13 protein-coding genes are annotated in these 17167 nt (G+C 71.8%); 6 read left to right on the top strand and 7 right to left on the bottom strand.

Translation table 11 applies throughout. The features are described 5' to 3' along the window. Positions 1-5 precede the first annotated feature (5 nt). Positions 6-3251 carry an error-prone DNA polymerase gene (locus tag G528_RS0113530; protein ID WP_026919436.1) on the bottom strand — a complete coding sequence of 1082 codons (3246 nt, stop codon included), beginning with the start codon at positions 3249-3251 and terminating at the stop codon, positions 6-8. 123 nt (positions 3252-3374) lie between these two features. Between G528_RS0113530 and G528_RS0113525 the strand changes: the two genes are divergently transcribed. After that, positions 3375-5297, top strand: a complete 1923-nt coding sequence (locus tag G528_RS0113525) for an SDR family oxidoreductase (protein ID WP_026919435.1) — start codon at positions 3375-3377, stop codon at positions 5295-5297. 18 nt (positions 5298-5315) lie between these two features. Beyond that, on the top strand, positions 5316-6404 hold the full coding sequence (locus tag G528_RS0113520) for an alanine racemase (RefSeq protein WP_026919434.1): 1089 nt from the start codon (positions 5316-5318) through the stop codon (positions 6402-6404). A gap of 27 nt (positions 6405-6431) precedes the next feature. Here G528_RS0113520 and G528_RS0113515 read toward each other — a convergent pair whose 3' ends face one another. Together G528_RS0113515 and G528_RS17590 are read right to left on the bottom strand one after the other, a co-directional pair. Then, a complete protein-coding gene (locus tag G528_RS0113515; RefSeq protein ID WP_026919433.1) occupies positions 6432-7988 on the bottom strand; it encodes a DNA polymerase Y family protein in 1557 nt (518 codons plus the stop codon). Next, a complete protein-coding gene (locus G528_RS17590; protein ID WP_211220637.1) occupies positions 7985-8767 on the bottom strand; it encodes a hypothetical protein in 783 nt (260 codons plus the stop codon). The genes G528_RS0113515 and G528_RS17590 overlap by 4 nt, the downstream gene beginning before the upstream one ends. Before the next feature lie 231 nt (positions 8768-8998). Here G528_RS17590 and G528_RS0113505 point away from each other — a divergent pair, with 231 nt between their 5' ends. Next, positions 8999-9487: a hypothetical protein gene (locus G528_RS0113505; protein WP_026919432.1), complete on the top strand. Its 489-nt coding sequence runs from the start codon at positions 8999-9001 to the stop codon at positions 9485-9487. Between the two features lie 48 nt (positions 9488-9535). Here the strand turns inward: G528_RS0113505 and G528_RS17585 are convergent, their stop codons facing one another. After that, positions 9536-10519 (bottom strand): radical SAM family protein, encoded by a 984-nt coding sequence (locus G528_RS17585; RefSeq protein ID WP_035720095.1) that lies wholly within the window; start codon positions 10517-10519, stop codon positions 9536-9538. A gap of 70 nt (positions 10520-10589) precedes the next feature. Here G528_RS17585 and G528_RS0113495 point away from each other — a divergent pair, with 70 nt between their 5' ends. Next, entirely contained in the window at positions 10590-11846 is a 1257-nt protein-coding gene (locus G528_RS0113495) for a serine/threonine-protein kinase (RefSeq protein WP_026919431.1), read from the top strand. Between the two features lie 66 nt (positions 11847-11912). Here G528_RS0113495 and G528_RS0113490 read toward each other — a convergent pair whose 3' ends face one another. Further along, entirely contained in the window at positions 11913-12569 is a 657-nt protein-coding gene (locus G528_RS0113490; RefSeq protein WP_026919430.1) for a LuxR C-terminal-related transcriptional regulator, read from the bottom strand. Beyond that, complete coding sequence (locus G528_RS17580) at positions 12472-13809, bottom strand: PspC domain-containing protein (protein ID WP_084638224.1); 1338 nt, start codon at positions 13807-13809, stop codon at positions 12472-12474. Before G528_RS17580 ends, G528_RS0113490 begins: the two co-directional genes overlap by 98 nt. Positions 13810-13908: 99 nt before the next feature. Between G528_RS17580 and G528_RS0113480 the strand changes: the two genes are divergently transcribed. Both G528_RS0113480 and G528_RS0113475 read left to right on the top strand, forming a co-directional pair. Next, positions 13909-15183, top strand: a complete 1275-nt coding sequence (locus G528_RS0113480) for a PspC domain-containing protein (protein WP_026919429.1) — start codon at positions 13909-13911, stop codon at positions 15181-15183. Further along, positions 15180-15398 carry a hypothetical protein gene (locus G528_RS0113475; protein WP_026919428.1) on the top strand — a complete coding sequence of 73 codons (219 nt, stop codon included), beginning with the start codon at positions 15180-15182 and terminating at the stop codon, positions 15396-15398. Before G528_RS0113480 ends, G528_RS0113475 begins: the two co-directional genes overlap by 4 nt. Before the next feature lies 1 nt (position 15399). Here G528_RS0113475 and guaA read toward each other — a convergent pair whose 3' ends face one another. Then, positions 15400-16986, bottom strand: a complete 1587-nt coding sequence (gene guaA / locus G528_RS0113470) for a glutamine-hydrolyzing GMP synthase (protein ID WP_026919427.1) — start codon at positions 16984-16986, stop codon at positions 15400-15402. Positions 16987-17167 lie beyond the last annotated feature (181 nt).

Raw genomic sequence — 17167 nt, 5'->3', positions numbered from 1 at the left:
CCGGATCAACACCAGTCACGCGAGGTGGTCCCGACGCGCAGATCGAGCCGCTGGAGACGGTCGGCGACCACCGTCACCGCCCCCTCCGCGTTCTGCACTCGACCGCGGATGAGCAGTGCGGGCGCGGTTCGCGCCACCGTCCGGTAGCGCGCCCACAGGCCCACCGAGCACACCACGTTGACCATGCCCGTCTCGTCCTCCAGGTTCACGAACGTGACACCCGACGCCGTCGCCGGACGCTGCCGATGCGTCACCGCACCACCGACGAGGACCCGGGTGCCGTCGGCCACCGACAGCAGGGCGTCGGCCGGAGTCACCCCCATCGCGTCGAGCCGAGGTCGCAGATACTGCGTCGGATAGGAGTGCGGCGTCACCCCGGTCGCCACCGCGTCGACCGCCGCCAGTTCGACGTCCGACATGCCCGGGAGCGTCGGTGCCGCCCGCGGTGAGACCACCGCCAGCTGGTCGTCGCGGAGACCGGCCGCCGCCCCCGCCTCCCACAGGGCCGTACGACGGTCGAGTCCCAGACTCTCGAGCGCCCCCGCGGTCGCCAACGCCTCCACCTGTGTGCGCGACAGTTCGGCCCGGCGCACCAGATCCGCCGCCGACCGGTACCGGCCACCGGTGCGGCGCACGTCGACCACCCGGTCGGCCGCATCGTCCCCCAGCCCGCGGACCGCCCCCAACCCGATCCGCACGTCGAGCCCGCCGTTCTCCAGATCCGCGTGGGCGAGCGAATGGTTCACGTCGGGCCGGTGCACCGTCACTCCGTGCCTGCGGGCGTCGGCCACCAGCGACTGCGGCGAGTAGAACCCCATCGGCTGGGCACGCAGCAGCGCCGCGCAGAACGCCGCCGGATGGTGCAGTTTGAACCACGCCGAGTAGAACACCAGCGACGCGAAGCTCTGCGAGTGACTCTCGGGGAAACCGAAATTGGCGAAGGCCGCCATCTTCTCGTAGATCCGGTCGGCCGTCGGCCCGGTGATGCCGTGCTTCTCCCGCATGCCCGCGTAGAACCTCGCCTTGAGTCGCTCCATCCGTTCCGGGGAGCGCTTGGACCCCATCGCCCGCCGCAGCTGATCCGCGCCGGCGGCGTCGAATCCGGCGACGTCGACCGCGACCTGCATCAGCTGCTCCTGAAACAGCGGGATCCCCAGGGTGCGGCCGAGTGCCCGCTCCATCGACGGGTGCTCCACCGTCGGCTCCTCCAGCCCGTTGCGGCGCCGGATGTACGGGTGCACCGATCCGCCCTGGATGGGTCCGGGCCGGATCAACGCCACCTCGACGACCAGGTCGTAGAAGGTTCGCGGCTTCAACCGCGGCAGCGTCGCCATCTGGGCGCGGGACTCCACCTGGAAGACGCCCACCGAGTCGGCGCGGCACAGCATGTCGTAGACCGCCTCCTCCCCGAGGTCGAGGGTCGCGAGGTCGACCCGCATCCCCGTGTGCTCGGCCACGAGGTCGATCGCATAGTGCAGTGCCGAGAGCATGCCGAGCCCCAGCAGGTCGAACTTCACCAGTCCGACGGCGGCGCAGTCGTCCTTGTCCCACTGCAGGACGCTGCGTCCCTCCATCCGCGCCCACTCGGTGGGGCAGACGTCGGCGATCGGGCGGTCGCAGATCACCATGCCTCCCGAATGGATGCCCAGGTGCCGCGGCAGCGAGGCGATCTGCGCGGCCAGTTCGCGGACGTCGGCCGGCGCCGCGTCGGGATCCTTGCTCCAGGCGTCCTGCTGCCCCGGTGCGTAGCCGAGCGCACGGGCGGTGTCGCGGACCGCCGAGCGCCGACGGTAGGTGATGACGTTCGCGACCTGTGCGCTGCGGTCGCGCCCGTGCCGGGAGTAGACGTACTGGATCACCTCCTCGCGGCGGTCGGACTCGATGTCGACATCGATGTCGGGGGGACCGTCGCGTTCCGGAGACAGGAACCGTTCGAACAGCAGTCCGCTCGCGACCGGGTCGACGTTGGTGACGCCGAGGGCGAAGCAGACCGCCGAGTTCGCCGCACTGCCCCGCCCCTGACACAGGATGTCGTTGTCACGGCAGAACGCGACGATGTCGTGGACGATCAGAAAGTATCCGGGAAACGTGAGCATCTCGATGATCGTCAACTCGTGGTCGATCTGCCGGTAGGCGTCCGGTCGGTCGGACCGGGTGCCGTACCGCTCTCGCGCACCCCGCTCGGTGAGCTCGCGCAGCCAACTCGCCTCCGTGTGCCCCGCGGGGACGTCGAACGGCGGCAGCTTCGGGGCGATCAGTCCCAGTTCGAATGCGCACTCGCTCGCGAAGGCCACCGCATTGTCGATCGCGTCGCGGTGGGTGGGCATCAGCCGGAGCATCTCGTCACCGTTGCGCAGGTGTGCGCCGCCGACACCCGGCAGCCAGCCGGAGATCGTCGCGATGTCGGTCCGGGCGCGGATGGCTGCCATCGCCGTCGCGAGCCGACCGGTGGACGGGCCGGCGAAGTGCGCCCCCGTGGTCGCGACCGTCGGCACCCCGTGCTCGGCCGCCAGGGACGCGAGGATCGCATTGCGCTCGTCGCCGTCGGGGCCCGGCCCGGGACTGAGTTCGACGGCCAGCCCACCGGCGCCGAAACGCTCGATCTGCTCTCCCAGCACGGTGTCGGCCGCCGACCGGCCGCCGCGGTCGAGGGCCCGCCGGACGGCGCCCTTGCGGCAACCGGTGAGGACCAGCCAGTGCCCGTCCGCCGCGTAGTCGGTGATCGTGTCCGCGCTGTACCGCAGCAGCCCCTTCTCGCCGCCCCTCATGTGGGCGTCGGCGATCACCCGCGACAGTCGGCGGTATCCCTCGCCGCCCCTGGCCAGGATCAGCAGATGCTCTCCCGGCGGGTCCACCGCACCGGCCCGTGCGGTGTCGCGCTGCAGGGAGAGTTCCGCGCCGAACACCGTCGGCATGCCGGCCTCGGCGGCGGCCTCCGCGAAACGCACCACGCCGTAGAAGCCGTCGTGGTCGGTCAGCGCCAGTCCCCGCAAGCCGAGTCCGGCGGCCTCGCGCACCATGTCCTCGGGCATCGAGGCCCCGTCGAGGAAGCTGTATGCGCTGTGCGCGTGCAGCTCCGCGTACGGGACCCGGGAGCCGCCGGCTCGCCGCGTCTCCTCTCGCCGTATCTCCTCTCGGGGCGCCTCTCCCGGCGGGAACGTCTCCCCACGACGATCCCCGGCGGACGGCGCACGTCCCGAGAGCACCCGTTCCATCTCCGACCAGGTCGGCGGACCGTTGTTCCAACCCACCACCCGAGAATAGGACGTACGTTCGATTCAGTCCAGGGGTGCGGTCCCTCGAAGCGGATCGATCGATCGACCTCCTCGTCGAAATCGTTCAGAACTGAAGTGTTGTATGAGACGCTGGCGGCCGTGACGAGCTACTTCGTGACCGGCGGCAGCGGCTTCCTCGGCCGCCGGGTGATCGCACGGCTGCTGCACGAGCACCCGCAGGCCGCCGTGTACGCGCTGGTCCGCCCCTCCTCCCTGGCCCGGTTCGCCACCGCGATGCAGAGCCTCGACGGCGGCGACCGCGTGATCTCCGTGCCCGGCGACCTGACCGAACCCGGTCTGGGACTGCGTCGCGGCGACCTTCCCGACGAGATCGACCACGTGGTCCATCTCGCTCGCGTCACCGATCTCACCGCCGACGACGAGGACCTGCGGCGCGTCACCGTCGAGGGGACCGCCGCCGTCGCCCGCCTCGCCGCCGACCGCCAGGCGATCCTCCACCAGCTCTCGTCCATGGCCGTGGCCGGCGACCACGACGGCGACTTCGCCGAATCCGACTTCGACGTCGACCAGGGGTTCCCCACGGCGTTCCACCGCGCCGCCTACGACGCCGAACGCACCGTCCGCGAGACCGACGACCTGCAGTGGCGGATCTACCGGTCGGCGGCGGTGGTCGGCGACTCGGTCACCGGCGAGACCGCAGCCGTCACCGGCCCCTACTACTTCTTCGCGCATCTGGCCGCGATCCGGGCCCTGCCCTCGTTTCTGCCCGTCCCGATGCCGAACCTCCGCCACGTCAACGTGGTCCCGGTCGACTTCGTCGCCCGTGCGCTGACCGCGCTGATGACGGTCGACCCCGGTGCGGGCCGCCGGGTGTTCCACCTCGGCGACCGCCGCCAACGCTCCATCACCGACCTGTTCAACGCGGTGATGCCCGACCGGGACGCCCCGCGCGGCGTCAACGCCGTCCCGGCGGCGGTGCTGCGACCGGTCCTGGCCGCCACCGGTCGCGGCCCCCTGCGACCCGGCCGCGACCTGCTCGCCGCCCAGGCGGGGCTCCCGCCCGCCGTGATCGACACCGCCGCGCAGCCGGTCGTCTTCCGCAGCGACGACACCCTCCGCCGGCTGGCGACCCTCGGCGTCGACCTGCCGGATCTGACCGAGTACGGACCGCGACTGTGGGAGTTCTGGCGCACGCACCTCGACCCGGCGCGCCACCGGCACGTCGACCCCCGCGGCCCGCTGGTCGGCAAGCACATCCTCGTCACCGGCGCCTCTTCGGGGATCGGTCGGGCCACCGCACGAATGTGCATCCGTCGCGGTGCCACCGTGTTCCTCGTGGCCCACGAACCCGAGCGGCTCGCGGAGACCGCCGCCGAACTGGAGGCCGAGGTCCCCAAGGAGGATCTGCCCCTCGGTCGCGCTTTCGCCTACCCCGCCGACATCACCGACGAGTCGGCCGTCGAGACCCTCGTGAAGTCGGTGATCACCGAACACGGTCACGTGGACGTCCTGGTCAACAACGCCGGCCGGTCGATCCGGCGGGCCACCGTCAACGCCGTCGACCGGTCGCACGACTATCACCGGATGATGGCGGTGAACTACTTCGGCGCCGTCTACCTGACCCTCGCGCTGCTCCCCCACATGATCGATCGGCAGGCCGGACACATCGTGAACGTCTCGTCGATCGAGGTCCAGAGCCGGGCGCCGAGGTTCGGCGCGTACGCCGCCTCGAAGGCCGCACTGGAGGCGTTCAGCGACGCCACCGGCGCCGAGACGCTCTCAGACCACGTGACCTTCACCAATGTGCGCATCCCCCTCACCCGGACGCGGATGATCGTGCCGACCAACGCGTACGAGACGATGCGCGGCATCTGGAGCGTCGACAAGGCCGCGCATCGCGTCCTGCACGCGATAGTCGGACGCCCCAAACGGGTGAACACGCTGCTCGGCGACCTGATCGATCTCGGCCATCACACGGCGCCGCGACTGACCAACCGTCTCCTGCACCAGGAGTTCCTGATCAACGAGGAGTCCGACGCCTCTCTCGGCCGCCTGGTCTGACGTGTCACCATCGGTGCCATGACCGTCCCCGACGTCCCGACCCGCCTCGACACCCCGGTGCTCGTCGTCGACGCGGCGCGTCTCGACCGCAACATCGCGGCCATGGCGCGATTGGCCGAACGCTGCGGGGTCCGACTGCGACCGCACGCGAAGACCCACAAGTGCGCGCAGATCGCGCGGCGACAGCTCGACGCCGGCGCGACGGGCCTGTCGGTGGCGACCATCGGCGAGGCCGAGGCCTTCGCCGACGCCGGGGTGACGGACCTGTTCATCGCCTATCCGCTGTGGCCGACGGCCGCGGGGGCCGCTCGACTGCGCGCGTTGGCCGCCCGCGTCGCGGTGAGCGTCGGTGTCGACTCGCCCGCGGGCGCCCGCCACCTGGCCGACGGGCTGGCCGGCGCTCGGGTCCGGGTGATCGTGGAGGTCGACTCCGGCATGCACCGCACGGGTGTCTCCGCCGACGGCGCGGCCGACGTGGCGCGGGCCGCCCGCGACGCGGGACTCGACGTGGCGGGGGTGTTCACCTTTCCCGGACACGGTTATGGGCCCGGCGACTCGCGTCACGCCGCCGCGCGTGACGAGCTCGCGGCGCTCACCGCGGCGGCCGACGGCCTGCGCGCGGCGGGGATCGACGTGGCGGTGGTCAGCGGCGGATCCACACCGACGGTCGGTCTCCTCACGCCGGGAGTCGTCACCGAGGTCCGTCCCGGCGTGTACCCCTTCAACGACGCTCAGCAGGTGGAGTTGGGCAGCGCCGACGTCGACGACGTGGCGTTGACGGTGATCGCGACGGTGGTGAGTCGGCACGTGAATCGAGTCGTCCTCGACTCGGGCAGCAAGGTCCTCGGGGCCGACCGGCCGGCGTGGACGACCGGCTTCGGCCGGCTCGCCGACCACCCGGACGCGCGGATCGTCTCGCTGTCCGAACATCACGGCGTCGTCGAGTTCCCCGACGACGCGGAGGTGATTCCCGATCTCGGCGACCGCGTGCGCGTGATCCCGAACCACGTCTGCACCGCGGTGAATCTGGTCGACGACCTGACCGTCGTGCGTGCGGACGGCTCCGTGGAGGCGTGGCCGGTGATCGCACGCGGCGCCAACTCCTGAGCGCATCCGGCTCGCGCGCCCGGGCTCTCACTCATAGATCCCCTCCACCGTCCAGACGCCGTCTCGGCAGCACAGCAGCAGCGCCCGCGAGTCGTCCACCAGGACTTGGGCTCTGGCGCTTCCCGGAGCGGACGGCCAGGGGCCCGCCCACCAGCGGAGCCGGTGCGTCCGAGATCCCACCCGCACGTGCGCCGGGGGCGAGCTGAACGCCCCCCGGTCGTCGACCGTGACCGCGATGCCGTCGACGTCGGTCAGCTCGGCCCCCACCTGGGTCAGCAGCGACGGGACGGGGCGGGCCACGCGGTCGGGCCACGCCGCCGCGGGGTCGCGGGGAGCGACCGGTTCGTCGCCGAAGGCCACCAGGGCCACTCGTTCCGCGGGGCCGCGGCCGCCGCTGGGGATCGGCACCCGCACGGCCTCGCCGCCGAGCAGTCCCTGCACCCGCACCAGGGCGCGGCGCGCCCGACCGTCGAGACCGTCTCCTCGCACCGCGGGGAGGCCCGCCCCCGAGAGGGCGTACGTCAGCGCACCGGGATCCACCACTTCCACCGGTTCCAGGATCAGCCGTGTCACCGGCGAGTCGGGGCCCTGCGTCGCCCCCGTCCCGCTGAGCCAGCCCTCCAACTGCCAGCGGATTCGGTCGGCGGTGGCCTCCGGGGTGAGGGGTTCGGCGCATCGCCAGGTCCGCGCGTGCTCCTGTCCCCGTTCGGTGACGGCTCGGATCGTCAGTCGCGTGCAGGCCAGCGAGGCGGCTGCGAGTCGTTCGTGCAGATCCTGCGCCAGTCTCCTGCCCAGGAAGGCCGCGGCGTCGATTCGGTCGATCGGGGGATCGCAGCGGTGTTCCACCGCCAACGCGTCGGGGACGGGCGCCCGGCTGGGCCGTCTCCCCGCCATCCCGCGGGACAGTCGATGCGCGGTGACGGCGTCGGCGGAGAATCGGGACGCCACATCTGCCGAATCCAGTCGGGCGAATGCTCCCAGCGTCCGGATCCCCAACCGCCACAGCAGGTCGACCAGGTCGTCACGTCCCGGTCCGGTGAGCGCGGGCTCCACGACGAGATCGGTGATCGGCCTGCCCGCCAGGTACTCGGCGTCTCCGCCGGGCGCGACCGCGTGCCCGGACCGGGCGGCCAGCACCGCGGTGAACAATTCGTCGGCCACCCCGACCCGCGCCGCGACCCCTTCGGCGGCCACGGCGTCCACGAGCCGTTCGGCGAGAGCGGTTTCACCGCCGACCGCCTTCGCCGCACGGTTCGCGGCGGACGCCAGGAGGCCCGGACGCAGTACCTCCGTGGTCGGCACCATGTCGGTCACCGCCGCCACCAGGGGGTCGAACAGTCGGCCGTCCCGCGCCTCGTCGGCGTCGTGCACCGCGAGGTCGGGGCACAGCGACTGCGCCTGCCGCTTCCGCATCCCGCGGCGGACGCCCTGGGTTCGCGCGGATCGCGAGCACGCCCGCACCCGTCCCGCGTGGAGCACGGCGACCGGTGTCTCCGCACCGGTGCCGGTCGCCGCCGCGGCCGCCACCGCCGGCCAGTCCGGGCACCACAGGGCCAGTACGCGCCGCGTGTCGGTACCGGTCAATTCGCCACCTCCAGAGTGGTCCGGACCGGTTCGATCCGGTCCAGACGCATCGTCTCCGCCTCCCCCCATCCGGGAGTGACCAGGTCGACGGTCCCCAGCACCGGGCGCGCCCCCGGCGCCCGCACCTCCACGGCCACCTGGAATCCGCCGATGCGCCCGTATCCGCTCCGACGCACCGGCAGGTGCCGGTAGGTCACGACGTCGCCGCGCACTCGCGCCGCGCCGCCCGGCCAGTCGCCGAGCACCATCAGCGTCGACGCCTGCTTCCGCGCACGGCCGGCCAGCACTCTGGCGCGCGACGGCGGAACCGACGCCGTCACCGGGCCCGACCGCCCCTCGAACCCCAGCACCACCAGGTCGATGCCGTCGAGGAGCACCGCGGCCGTCTCGAATCGATCGGCTCCCGGATCGGCGACCACCGCGATCCGCGTCAGGTCGGCACCCAGTTCGGCGGCTGCGGCCAGATTCAGTCGGGGCAGTCCCACCAGCGCCACCGTCGCACCGCGTGCGCTCGCCTCGGCGATGATCGACATCGGGATCACCGACGCCCCCGACATCGCCGTCACCGACCCCCGCGGCAGACCTCCGCGGGGGAACAGATCGGCCAGCGCCCTCGGGACCGGCACGGTCGACACCCGATCCCGTCCGGATTCATCCCTTCCGGTGCGGTGCGGTGCGGGTCGTCCCTGTTCCATCTGCACCGGACCGCCCGACATCCGATGCAGACGGCGACGAAGCTCCTCGATCTCGGGCGTCCGATCACCCGACTCTGCACTCATGACGCTTCCCCTCGTCGAACCGGACGTCTCGCCCGGGATGGATCAATCGCGCCCGACCCGGCAGGGAAGATACCGGTAGTCGAACTCATGTTCGATGATAGGAGTCGCCACCGACAGGAGTCAATGAAACAGCGAGAAGGGAAACAGCGAGAAGGGAAACAGCGAGCGGGAAGACAACGGGCGGGAAGACAACAGTCGGGAAGACAACAGTCGGGGCACTACATTCGAGTCATGCAGACTCGCGTACTCCCGTTCGCCGTCATCATCAGCGCCGCCACCGCGATCGCGGTCACGGCGCTGCCGTGGATCAGCCTCCGCACCCTGGGTTTCGACGTCTCCTGGAACGGTCTGGGCATGAGCCAGGGCGCGGGCGGCGCCGTGGACGCCGCCCCGGCGGGGCGCGGTTGGCTCATCGTCGCCGTCGCGGCGGTCGCGATCCTCGGCGCCCTCGCCGCACTCGCCCCGTCCCCGGCGGTGCGGCCCTTCGCCGGCGCGCTCGTCGGGACGGGTGCCGCGGCATCGATTGCGGCCGTCGCCGTCCCGCTCGCGATCTGGATTCACCCCTCCTGGTATCTCGGTGATTTCGTCACCGCCTACCAGCTCCCCGACGACGTGGCCGTCAGCAAGCCGATCCTGGGAGGCCTGATCGTGATCCTGCTCCTCCTCGGCGCCCTCTGCGTCGGGCTCTACCGGGAACTCTCGGGGCCCGGAAGCTCCTGACACAGCAGCTCCCGACACAGAAGCTCCCGACACAGCAGCTCCCGGCGCTCAGAACAGCGTCAGCGTCGCCTCCGCAGACTGCCGTTCACAATCCCCCGCGTTCGGCTTCGCGACGCCCCGAGCATCCCCGGTTCTGGGCTCCCCGGTTCTGGACTCCCCGGTTCTGGGCTCCCCGGCCGGCGAGCGGCTGCCCAGACCGTGCCGTTCCACCAGCGGGGCCATCCGCGCCCGCAATGCCGCCGAGTATTCGGCGGAGACGAAGTCGCGTCGCCCGTACAGCGACCGGTAGCGCCGCAGGAGGGCCGGGTGCGCATCGGCCACCCACGACAGGAACTCCGCCCCCGCGGCACCGTCGAGTCGCAGCGGCGCCACCGACACGCCCGTCGCGCCGGCCGCCGCGAGCGCGGCGAGCAGTTCGTCGAGCCGATCGGTGTCGTCGGCGAGGAACGGCGCCAGCGGTGCGATCTGCGCCCGCGGCGCCAACCCCGCGGACGCGAGTCGCCCGATCGCGTCCAGCCGGGCCGACGGCGTCGCCGCCCCGGGGTCGATCCGTCGGGAGATCTCCGCATCGAGCGCCCCGATCACGACCGTGATCGTCACCGGGACCACGTGGCTGATGAGCCGCAGCAGCGCGACGTCCCTGGTCACCAGGTGCGACGACGTGTAGATCGCGACCGGGGTGTGCGCCTCGGCCAGCACCGACAGCATCTGCGGCATCAGTCGATAGTGCTCTTCGGCGCCCTGGTAGGGGTCGTCGTCCGCACCGAACACCACGGTCTCCCGACGCCATGACCGCCGCCGGACCTCCCGGCGCAGCACCGCCGGCGCATTGAGCCGCACCTGGACCACGTCGCCCGCGCGGCGAATGGCCGCCGCCGCGAACGAATGCGGGTGCCGCCGGTCGCTCGTCACCGACTCCACCACACCGGAGGCCAGCACCTCGTGGATCCGCACCCCCGGCGCCTCATCGAGGATGACGGATCTCATCGTGTCCCCGTACACCAGTTCGGGCATCGCCGTCATGCGCTTCATCCGAACACATGTGCGACCATTGCGTCAAGGGTGCCCCCGCCCGCATCAGCGGCGCCTATATCATCGGGGCATGAGTTCCTCCCCCGCCGCGCCCGGACCGTCCTACCTGGTCGCCGGGCGCTACCGTCTGATCCGTCGCATCGGTCGCGGCGGCATGGGGGCGGTCTGGCTCTCCCACGACCAGCTGCTCGACCGCGAGGTGGCCGTCAAGCAGGTCCTCACCACCAGTGGCATGGATGAGAGCACCGCCGAGACCTCCCGCGCCCGCGCCCTGCGCGAGGGGCGCCTCGCCGCGCGACTCTCGCACCGGAACGCCGTCGCCATGCACGATGTCGCTCTCGATCGTGACGAGCCGTGGCTGGTCATGGAGTACGTGCCCAGCCGCAGCGTGGCCGACGTCCTCACCGACGAGGGGGTCGTCGCTCCGGTGGAGGCCGCGCAGATCTGCGCGCAGGTGGCCGACGCCATCAGCGAGGCGCACGGCGCCGGGATCATCCACCGCGACATCAAACCCGCGAACATCCTCATCACCACCGGTGCCCGCAACGCGGGCCTGGTGAAGATCACCGACTTCGGGATCTCCCGCGCCAAGGGCGACGTCTCGATCACCCAGACCGGCATCGTCACCGGGACCCCCGCCTACTTCGCGCCCGAGGTGGCTCGCGGCGAGGAGCCGACCGAGGCGTCCGACGTCTTCTCCCTCGGCTCCACCCTCTACACGATGATCGAGGGGCGGCCGCCGTTCGGCGGCGACGACAACTACATCGCGACGATGCATCGGGTGGCGCTCGCCCAGATCGCTCCGCCCACCCGTGCCGGCGCACTCGCCCCCGTCCTCCTGCAGCTGCTCGAGCCCAGCCCGCAGAATCGTCCGACCATGGCGCATGCCCGCGATCTGCTGACCCAGTTCGCCGCGGGCACGCTCGGCGGCGCCGAGAACGTCCTGACCGGACTCGTCCCCACCGGGCTGAGCGCACGCACGGTTCCGCCCGCGGACGCCGGCGCCGTCGGCTCGAGTGCGTCGTACTCGCCGACCGCGCACGCCACGCCCCCGCCGCGTCCGGCGACGCGGGTCGCCCACAGCGGGTACTTCGCTCCGCCGGAGCAGGCCCCCTACCCGGAGCAGGCCCCCTACCCGTCGCAGCCGAGCGGCTATCCGTCCCCGCCGAGCGGCTATCCGTCACAGCCCGGGACGTACCCCGGCGCGTACCCGGCGGCGCCTCCCCCGCAGCGATCCGCCGGGAACGGCGCCTTGGCCGCGGCGATCTTCGCCGTCTTCGTCCTGCTGACCGCCGTGGTGGCGATCTTCATCGTGCTGCTCGGCTGACCGCCGTCCGGCCGACCGGCGCGCGGACCCGTCGGGACGCCGACCTTCGCGACCGGAGGCTCCCGGTCAGCCGATCTGCCGGTTGACGGCCCAGCGGGTCAGTGCGTTCCGGTTGGACTGCTGGGTCTTGCGCAGCACATTCGATGCGTGCGTCTCGACCGTCTTCACCGAGATGAACAGCTCCTCGGCGATCTCCCGATAGGTGTAGCCGCGGGCCAGCAGTCGCAGCACCTCCATCTCGCGGCGCGTCAGCGAGTCGAGTTCGGGATCGAGCTGCGGTTCGGGTGCCGGCGACTTCCCGGTGAACGAGTCGAGCACGAAACCCGCCAGCCGCGGACTGAACACGGCGTCGCCCTCGGCCACCCGGCGGACGGCGTCGGCGAGGTCGGCGCCGTCGATCGTCTTGGTGACGTATCCGCGCGCCCCCGCCCGGATGGTCGCGATCACGTCGGTGGCCGCATCCGACACGCTCAACGCGAGGAACACCGGCGCATCCGATCCGAGGGCGTCGGTGACCCCGCGCAAGACCGCGACCCCGCCGCCGCCGGGCATGTGGACGTCGAGCAGCACCACGTCGGGGCGCAGGTCCGCGATCTGCGCCGTCGCCTCGGCCACGGTGCCGGCGTCACCCACCACGTCCAGATCGCCCTCGGACGCGAGTTCGGCCCGCACGCCCGAACGAAACACCCCGTGATCGTCGACGAGGAAAACGCGGTACGTCATCCCTGCTGCACTCCTGTTCCTCTTGGTGATCGGTCTCCGGCACCGTCTGCTCGGTCCGGGCACGCGGCAGCGTCACCGCCACGTTGGTGCCCCGCCCCGGCGTCGAGTCGATGCGCGCCGCGCCGCCGACCCGTTCCATCCGGGCCGTGATCGACTTCGCGATGCCCTGACGGTCGTCGGCGACGTCGTCGAGGCGGAAGCCGATGCCGCGGTCGCGGACGAACGCCTCGATCCGCTCGGCGTCCACCTCGCAGTAGACGTCGACCCGGTCGGCCTCGGAATGTTTGACTGCGTTGACGATCGCCTCGCGGACGGCTGCGATCAGGGCTTGGAGTCCGCGCGCGATCTGCTCGTCGCGCACCTCGTCGGGACTCACGTCGCCGACGGTGACGGTCTCGACCTCCACACCGTAGGCATCCTCGACTTCGGCGGCGACGGCGGCGACGGCGGAGGCCAGCGACTCGCGGCGACCCGCCCCCTCCCCGAAGAGCCATTGGCGCAGTTCACGCTCCTGGCGCCGGGCCAACCGGGCGACGACGTCGGGCTGCGCCGACCGCTTCTGGATGAGCGCCAGGGTCTGGAGGACCGAGTCGTGCAGGTGCGAGGCGATCTCCTCGCGTTCCTCGTTGCGGATGCGGGCGGCGCGCTCGGCGTTGAGGGTCCGCCACATCCGCATCCACAGGGGCACGGTCAGCAGGACCACACCGGCGAGGGTGCCGAACACCGCCAACAGGGTCGGGTTCATCCCGGCGAGTGCGGCGTCGGGCGCGGCGACGAGGACGATCAGTCCGCCGACGACGAGGGTCGCGCCGGCCGCCAGCCGCAACCAGGTGACCAGGCCGCCGCCCGCCGCGCCGGTCACGTCGACCTCGCGCCACACCAGCGCGGCGCCGCCGAGCACCACGATCAGGGCCAGCAGCGACGATCCCGGAGCACTCGAGGCGACGAGTCCGTTGGCCAGCAGGGCGATCACGCCCAGCACGATCAGCCCCTGGGCCTGCCGCCGCTCGCGCGGCGACGGCCGCTGCGCGTCGTCGCCGGTCGGGCAGAAGAACCACAGCATTCCGTAGGCGGCGACGCCCGCTCCGGCGAGGGCGGCCAGGACGACGAAGACCACCCGCACGCGGAAGACGTCGACGCCGAGATGGTCGGCGACCCCGCCGCAGACGCCCGCGATGACCTTGCCGCCGCTGCGTCGGTGCAGGCGGTCGGGGCTGTGGAGTTCGGGCGCGGTTGTCATCGCTTCGATAGTGGCACGAAACCGGTGGCCGGCACATCAGGGAGGAACTCAGGGTCATACCCGATCTCTCGGCGCCGACGGCGCGCCATGATCGATGGCATGGACACCACAGCGCTGACCGATCTCTGGAACACCAGACCCGTCCGCCGACGGCACGGCAACTCGATCGGCGGCGTCTGCGCCGGTATCGCGCGGCGATACCGCGTCGACGCCACCCTGGTGAAGGTCGCGTTCGTCGTCGCCGCGATCTTCGGCGGCAGCGGCGTCATCCTCTACATCGCGGGGCTGGTGGTGATGCCCGCCGACGACGAGGCGGCCCCGCGACGTCGCGCCCCGCGACCTCGACCGCACGTCACCGGGCCCCACGAGATCGCCTGGTATTGGATCGCCGCGGCGGTCGTCGCGGCGGTCGCACTCGGCAACATGGGCTCATCGTCGCCGTTCTGGGGCAGCAGTGCGATGCTCGGCATCGTGTTGATGCTCGCCGGGTGGTGGCTGCTGTATCAGCGGACGCCGCAGGCGCCGGCCGGGACCAGTGCCGATCAACTCCGGGATGCGCGGTCCCCGGCCGCTGCGGACGCCGCCGCGGACGCACCGACGGCGCCCCATCCCGCGGCCGCCGGCGCCGGTGGGGCGCCGGGCGCCGATGATCCGGCGATGCCGTACTCCGGGCCGGCGGTCGACGACGACACCCCGCCCGCCTGGGATCCGTTGGGCGCGGCACCCTTCGCCTGGGATCTGCCCGACCCGAGCGCACCCGACCGGCAGCCGCCGCCGAAGCCGCGCCGGTCGCCGGTGACCCCGGTGTTCGCCGGGTTGGCGCTGATCGTCGCGACCGCGGCCACGGCGGCCCACGTCGCCGGTGACGTCGCGTGGTTCTCGGTCGGCCGGATCGCCGCCCTCGCTCTCGCCGTCCTCGGCGTCGGCATGCTCGTCGACGCCGTGCAGCGGCGTCCCGCCAACGCCCGGGCGGCCGGTCTGGTCCCCCTGGCGATCGTGGTCGGCGCGATCGCTGTCGTCGCAACGCTGTTCGCCGACGGTCGGCCGACGCTTCCGGCGGGCGGCGTCGGCGACCGCGCGTGGCATCCGCAGAGCGCGCAGCAGCTCAGCGAGCGGTACACGTTGACGGTGGGGACCAGCGTGCTGGATCTGCGCGACCTGCGCGATCTGGACCGCGACCGCACCGTGCACATCCGGCAGGGCATCGGCGATGTGACCGTCCTGCTGCCGGCCGACATCCGCGTGCGGACGCGGTGCTCGACGACGATCGGCGATCAGACGTGCCCGGACGGCGTCGTCAATCCCGACGCGAAGACCCCGACGTTGACCGTCGAGGCAGACCTGTCCCTCGGAAGCGTGGAGATGAAGCGATGACCGACAACACCGATGTCCGATCCACCACCGGCGAGCCGGACCGTCAGCGGTCGGTGATGATGGCGCTGTCGGCGCTGGTCACACTGCTGGTGGCGGCGTGGTGCCTCGCCGACGGACCGTTCCTCTTCGACGTCCGAGGGGTGACGTGGGTGCTGATCGCCGGCGGGCTCGTCGTCGGCGCGGGGCTGGTCGCCAGCGGCTTCCGCCGCCGGTGACTCACTCCCACTCGATGGTGCCCGGCGGCTTGCTAGTGACGTCGAGGACCACCCGGTTCACATCGGGGACCTCGTTGGTGATCCGCGTGGAGATCGTCTCGAGGACCTCGTAGGGCACGCGGGTCCAGTCGGCGGTCATGGCGTCCTCGCTCGACACCGGGCGCAGCACGATCGGGTGACCGTAGGTGCGGCCGTCGCCTTGGACGCCCACGCTGCGCACATCGGCGAGCAGAACCACCGGGCACTGCCAGATCTGGCCGTCGAGGCCGGCGGCGGTGAGTTCTTCGCGGGCGATGAGGTCGGCCTTGCGCAGCAGGTTGAGGCGTTCTTCGGTGACGGCGCCGACGATGCGGATCGCGAGGCCGGGCCCGGGGAAGGGTTGGCGGGCGACGATCTCTTCGGGGAGTCCGAGTTCGCGGCCGACGGCCCGCACCTCGTCTTTGAACAGCAGGCGCAGCGGTTCGACGAGGCTGAACTCGACGTCGTCGGGCAGTCCGCCGACGTTGTGGTGGCTTTTGATGTTGGCGGTGCCGCTGCCGCCTCCGGATTCGACGACGTCGGGGTACAGGGTGCCCTGCACGAGGAAGTCGACGTTCTTGCCGGCCGCGGCCTGGTCGCCGAGGACTTCGCTGACGGCGCCCTCGAACGACCGGATGAACTCGCGGCCGATGATCTTCCGCTTGGTCTCGGGGTCGGAGACGCCGTCGAGGTGGCCGAGGAAGACGTCCTTCGCGTCGACGGTCACCAGGCGGGCGCCGGTGGCGGCGACGAAGTCGGTCTGCACCTGCTCGCGTTCACCGGCCCGCAGCAGTCCGTGGTCGACGAAGACGCAGGTCAGCCGGTCGCCGATGGCGCGTTGGACGAGGGCTGCCGCGACGGCGGAGTCGACGCCGCCGGAGAGCGCGCAGATCGCCAGTCCGTCGTCGCCGACCTGGGCGCGGACGTCGGCGATGAGGGATTCGGCGATGTTCGCGGCCGTCCACGTCGGCGCCAGTCCGGCGACGTCGTAGAGGAATCGGGTCAGTACCTCCTGGCCGTGCGGGCTGTGCAGCACCTCGGGGTGGTACTGGACGCCGGCCATCTGCCGCTCGACGCATTCGAAGGCGGCGACCGGCGCGCCCGGCGTCGACGCGGTGACGGTGAAGCCGTCGGGCGCCTGCTGCACGGCGTCGTTGTGGCTCATCCACACCGGTTGCGTGTCGGGCAGGTCGCGGTGGAGCCTGCCGGCGTCGTCGGCGACGGTCAGCGTGGTGCGACCGAACTCGCGTCCGCCGGTGTTGGCGACGACGCCGCCGAGTGACGCGGTCATCTTCTGGAATCCGTAGCAGATGCCGAAGACGGGCACACCGAGCTCGAACAGTGCGTCGTCGATCTGCGGCGCGTCGGCGGCGTACACCGACGCCGGTCCGCCGGAGAGGATCACGGCGGCCGGATTCTTGGCGCGGATCTCCTCGATGCTCGCGTCGTGGGCGATCACCTCGGAGTAGACGCGGGCCTCTCGGACGCGGCGGGCGATCAGCTGCGCGTACTGGGCACCGAAGTCGATGACGAGGACTGGGCGGGGGTGGTCGGTGGAGGTATCCGTCACGGGCGTCAGTGTATCGGTTGGCCGCCGGGGTGGTCGCCGCTGGTCAACCTGTGTCCTCCCCTCTGTTCCCATTGGGGACGACCCGTAGGCACCGTGCGCCCACTCGTCCGAAGGTCAGTGTTCGCCGTGCGTCGGGGATCGCGGATCGGCACCTGACTGGATGTCAAGTGAATCGCCTGGT

The organism is Gordonia shandongensis DSM 45094, assembly GCF_000423025.1.
Lineage (GTDB): Bacteria > Actinomycetota > Actinomycetes > Mycobacteriales > Mycobacteriaceae > Gordonia > Gordonia shandongensis.
The sequence above is the reverse complement of the archived record's forward strand: the minus strand, read 5'-3'. Positions and strand labels throughout refer to the sequence as shown.

Coding starts and splice junctions, on each gene's coding strand:
- G528_RS0113520 (WP_026919434.1), top strand. CDS start 5,316: ATGACCGTCCCCGACGTCCCGACCCGCCTCGACACCCCGGTGCTCGTC.
- G528_RS17590 (WP_211220637.1), bottom strand. CDS start 8,767: ATGAGTGCAGAGTCGGGTGATCGGACGCCCGAGATCGAGGAGCTTCGT.
- G528_RS0113505 (WP_026919432.1), top strand. CDS start 8,999: ATGCAGACTCGCGTACTCCCGTTCGCCGTCATCATCAGCGCCGCCACC.
- G528_RS17585 (WP_035720095.1), bottom strand. CDS start 10,519: ATGAAGCGCATGACGGCGATGCCCGAACTGGTGTACGGGGACACGATG.
- G528_RS0113495 (WP_026919431.1), top strand. CDS start 10,590: ATGAGTTCCTCCCCCGCCGCGCCCGGACCGTCCTACCTGGTCGCCGGG.
- G528_RS0113490 (WP_026919430.1), bottom strand. CDS start 12,569: ATGACGTACCGCGTTTTCCTCGTCGACGATCACGGGGTGTTTCGTTCG.
- G528_RS17580 (WP_084638224.1), bottom strand. CDS start 13,809: ATGACAACCGCGCCCGAACTCCACAGCCCCGACCGCCTGCACCGACGC.
- G528_RS0113480 (WP_026919429.1), top strand. CDS start 13,909: ATGGACACCACAGCGCTGACCGATCTCTGGAACACCAGACCCGTCCGC.
- G528_RS0113475 (WP_026919428.1), top strand. CDS start 15,180: ATGACCGACAACACCGATGTCCGATCCACCACCGGCGAGCCGGACCGT.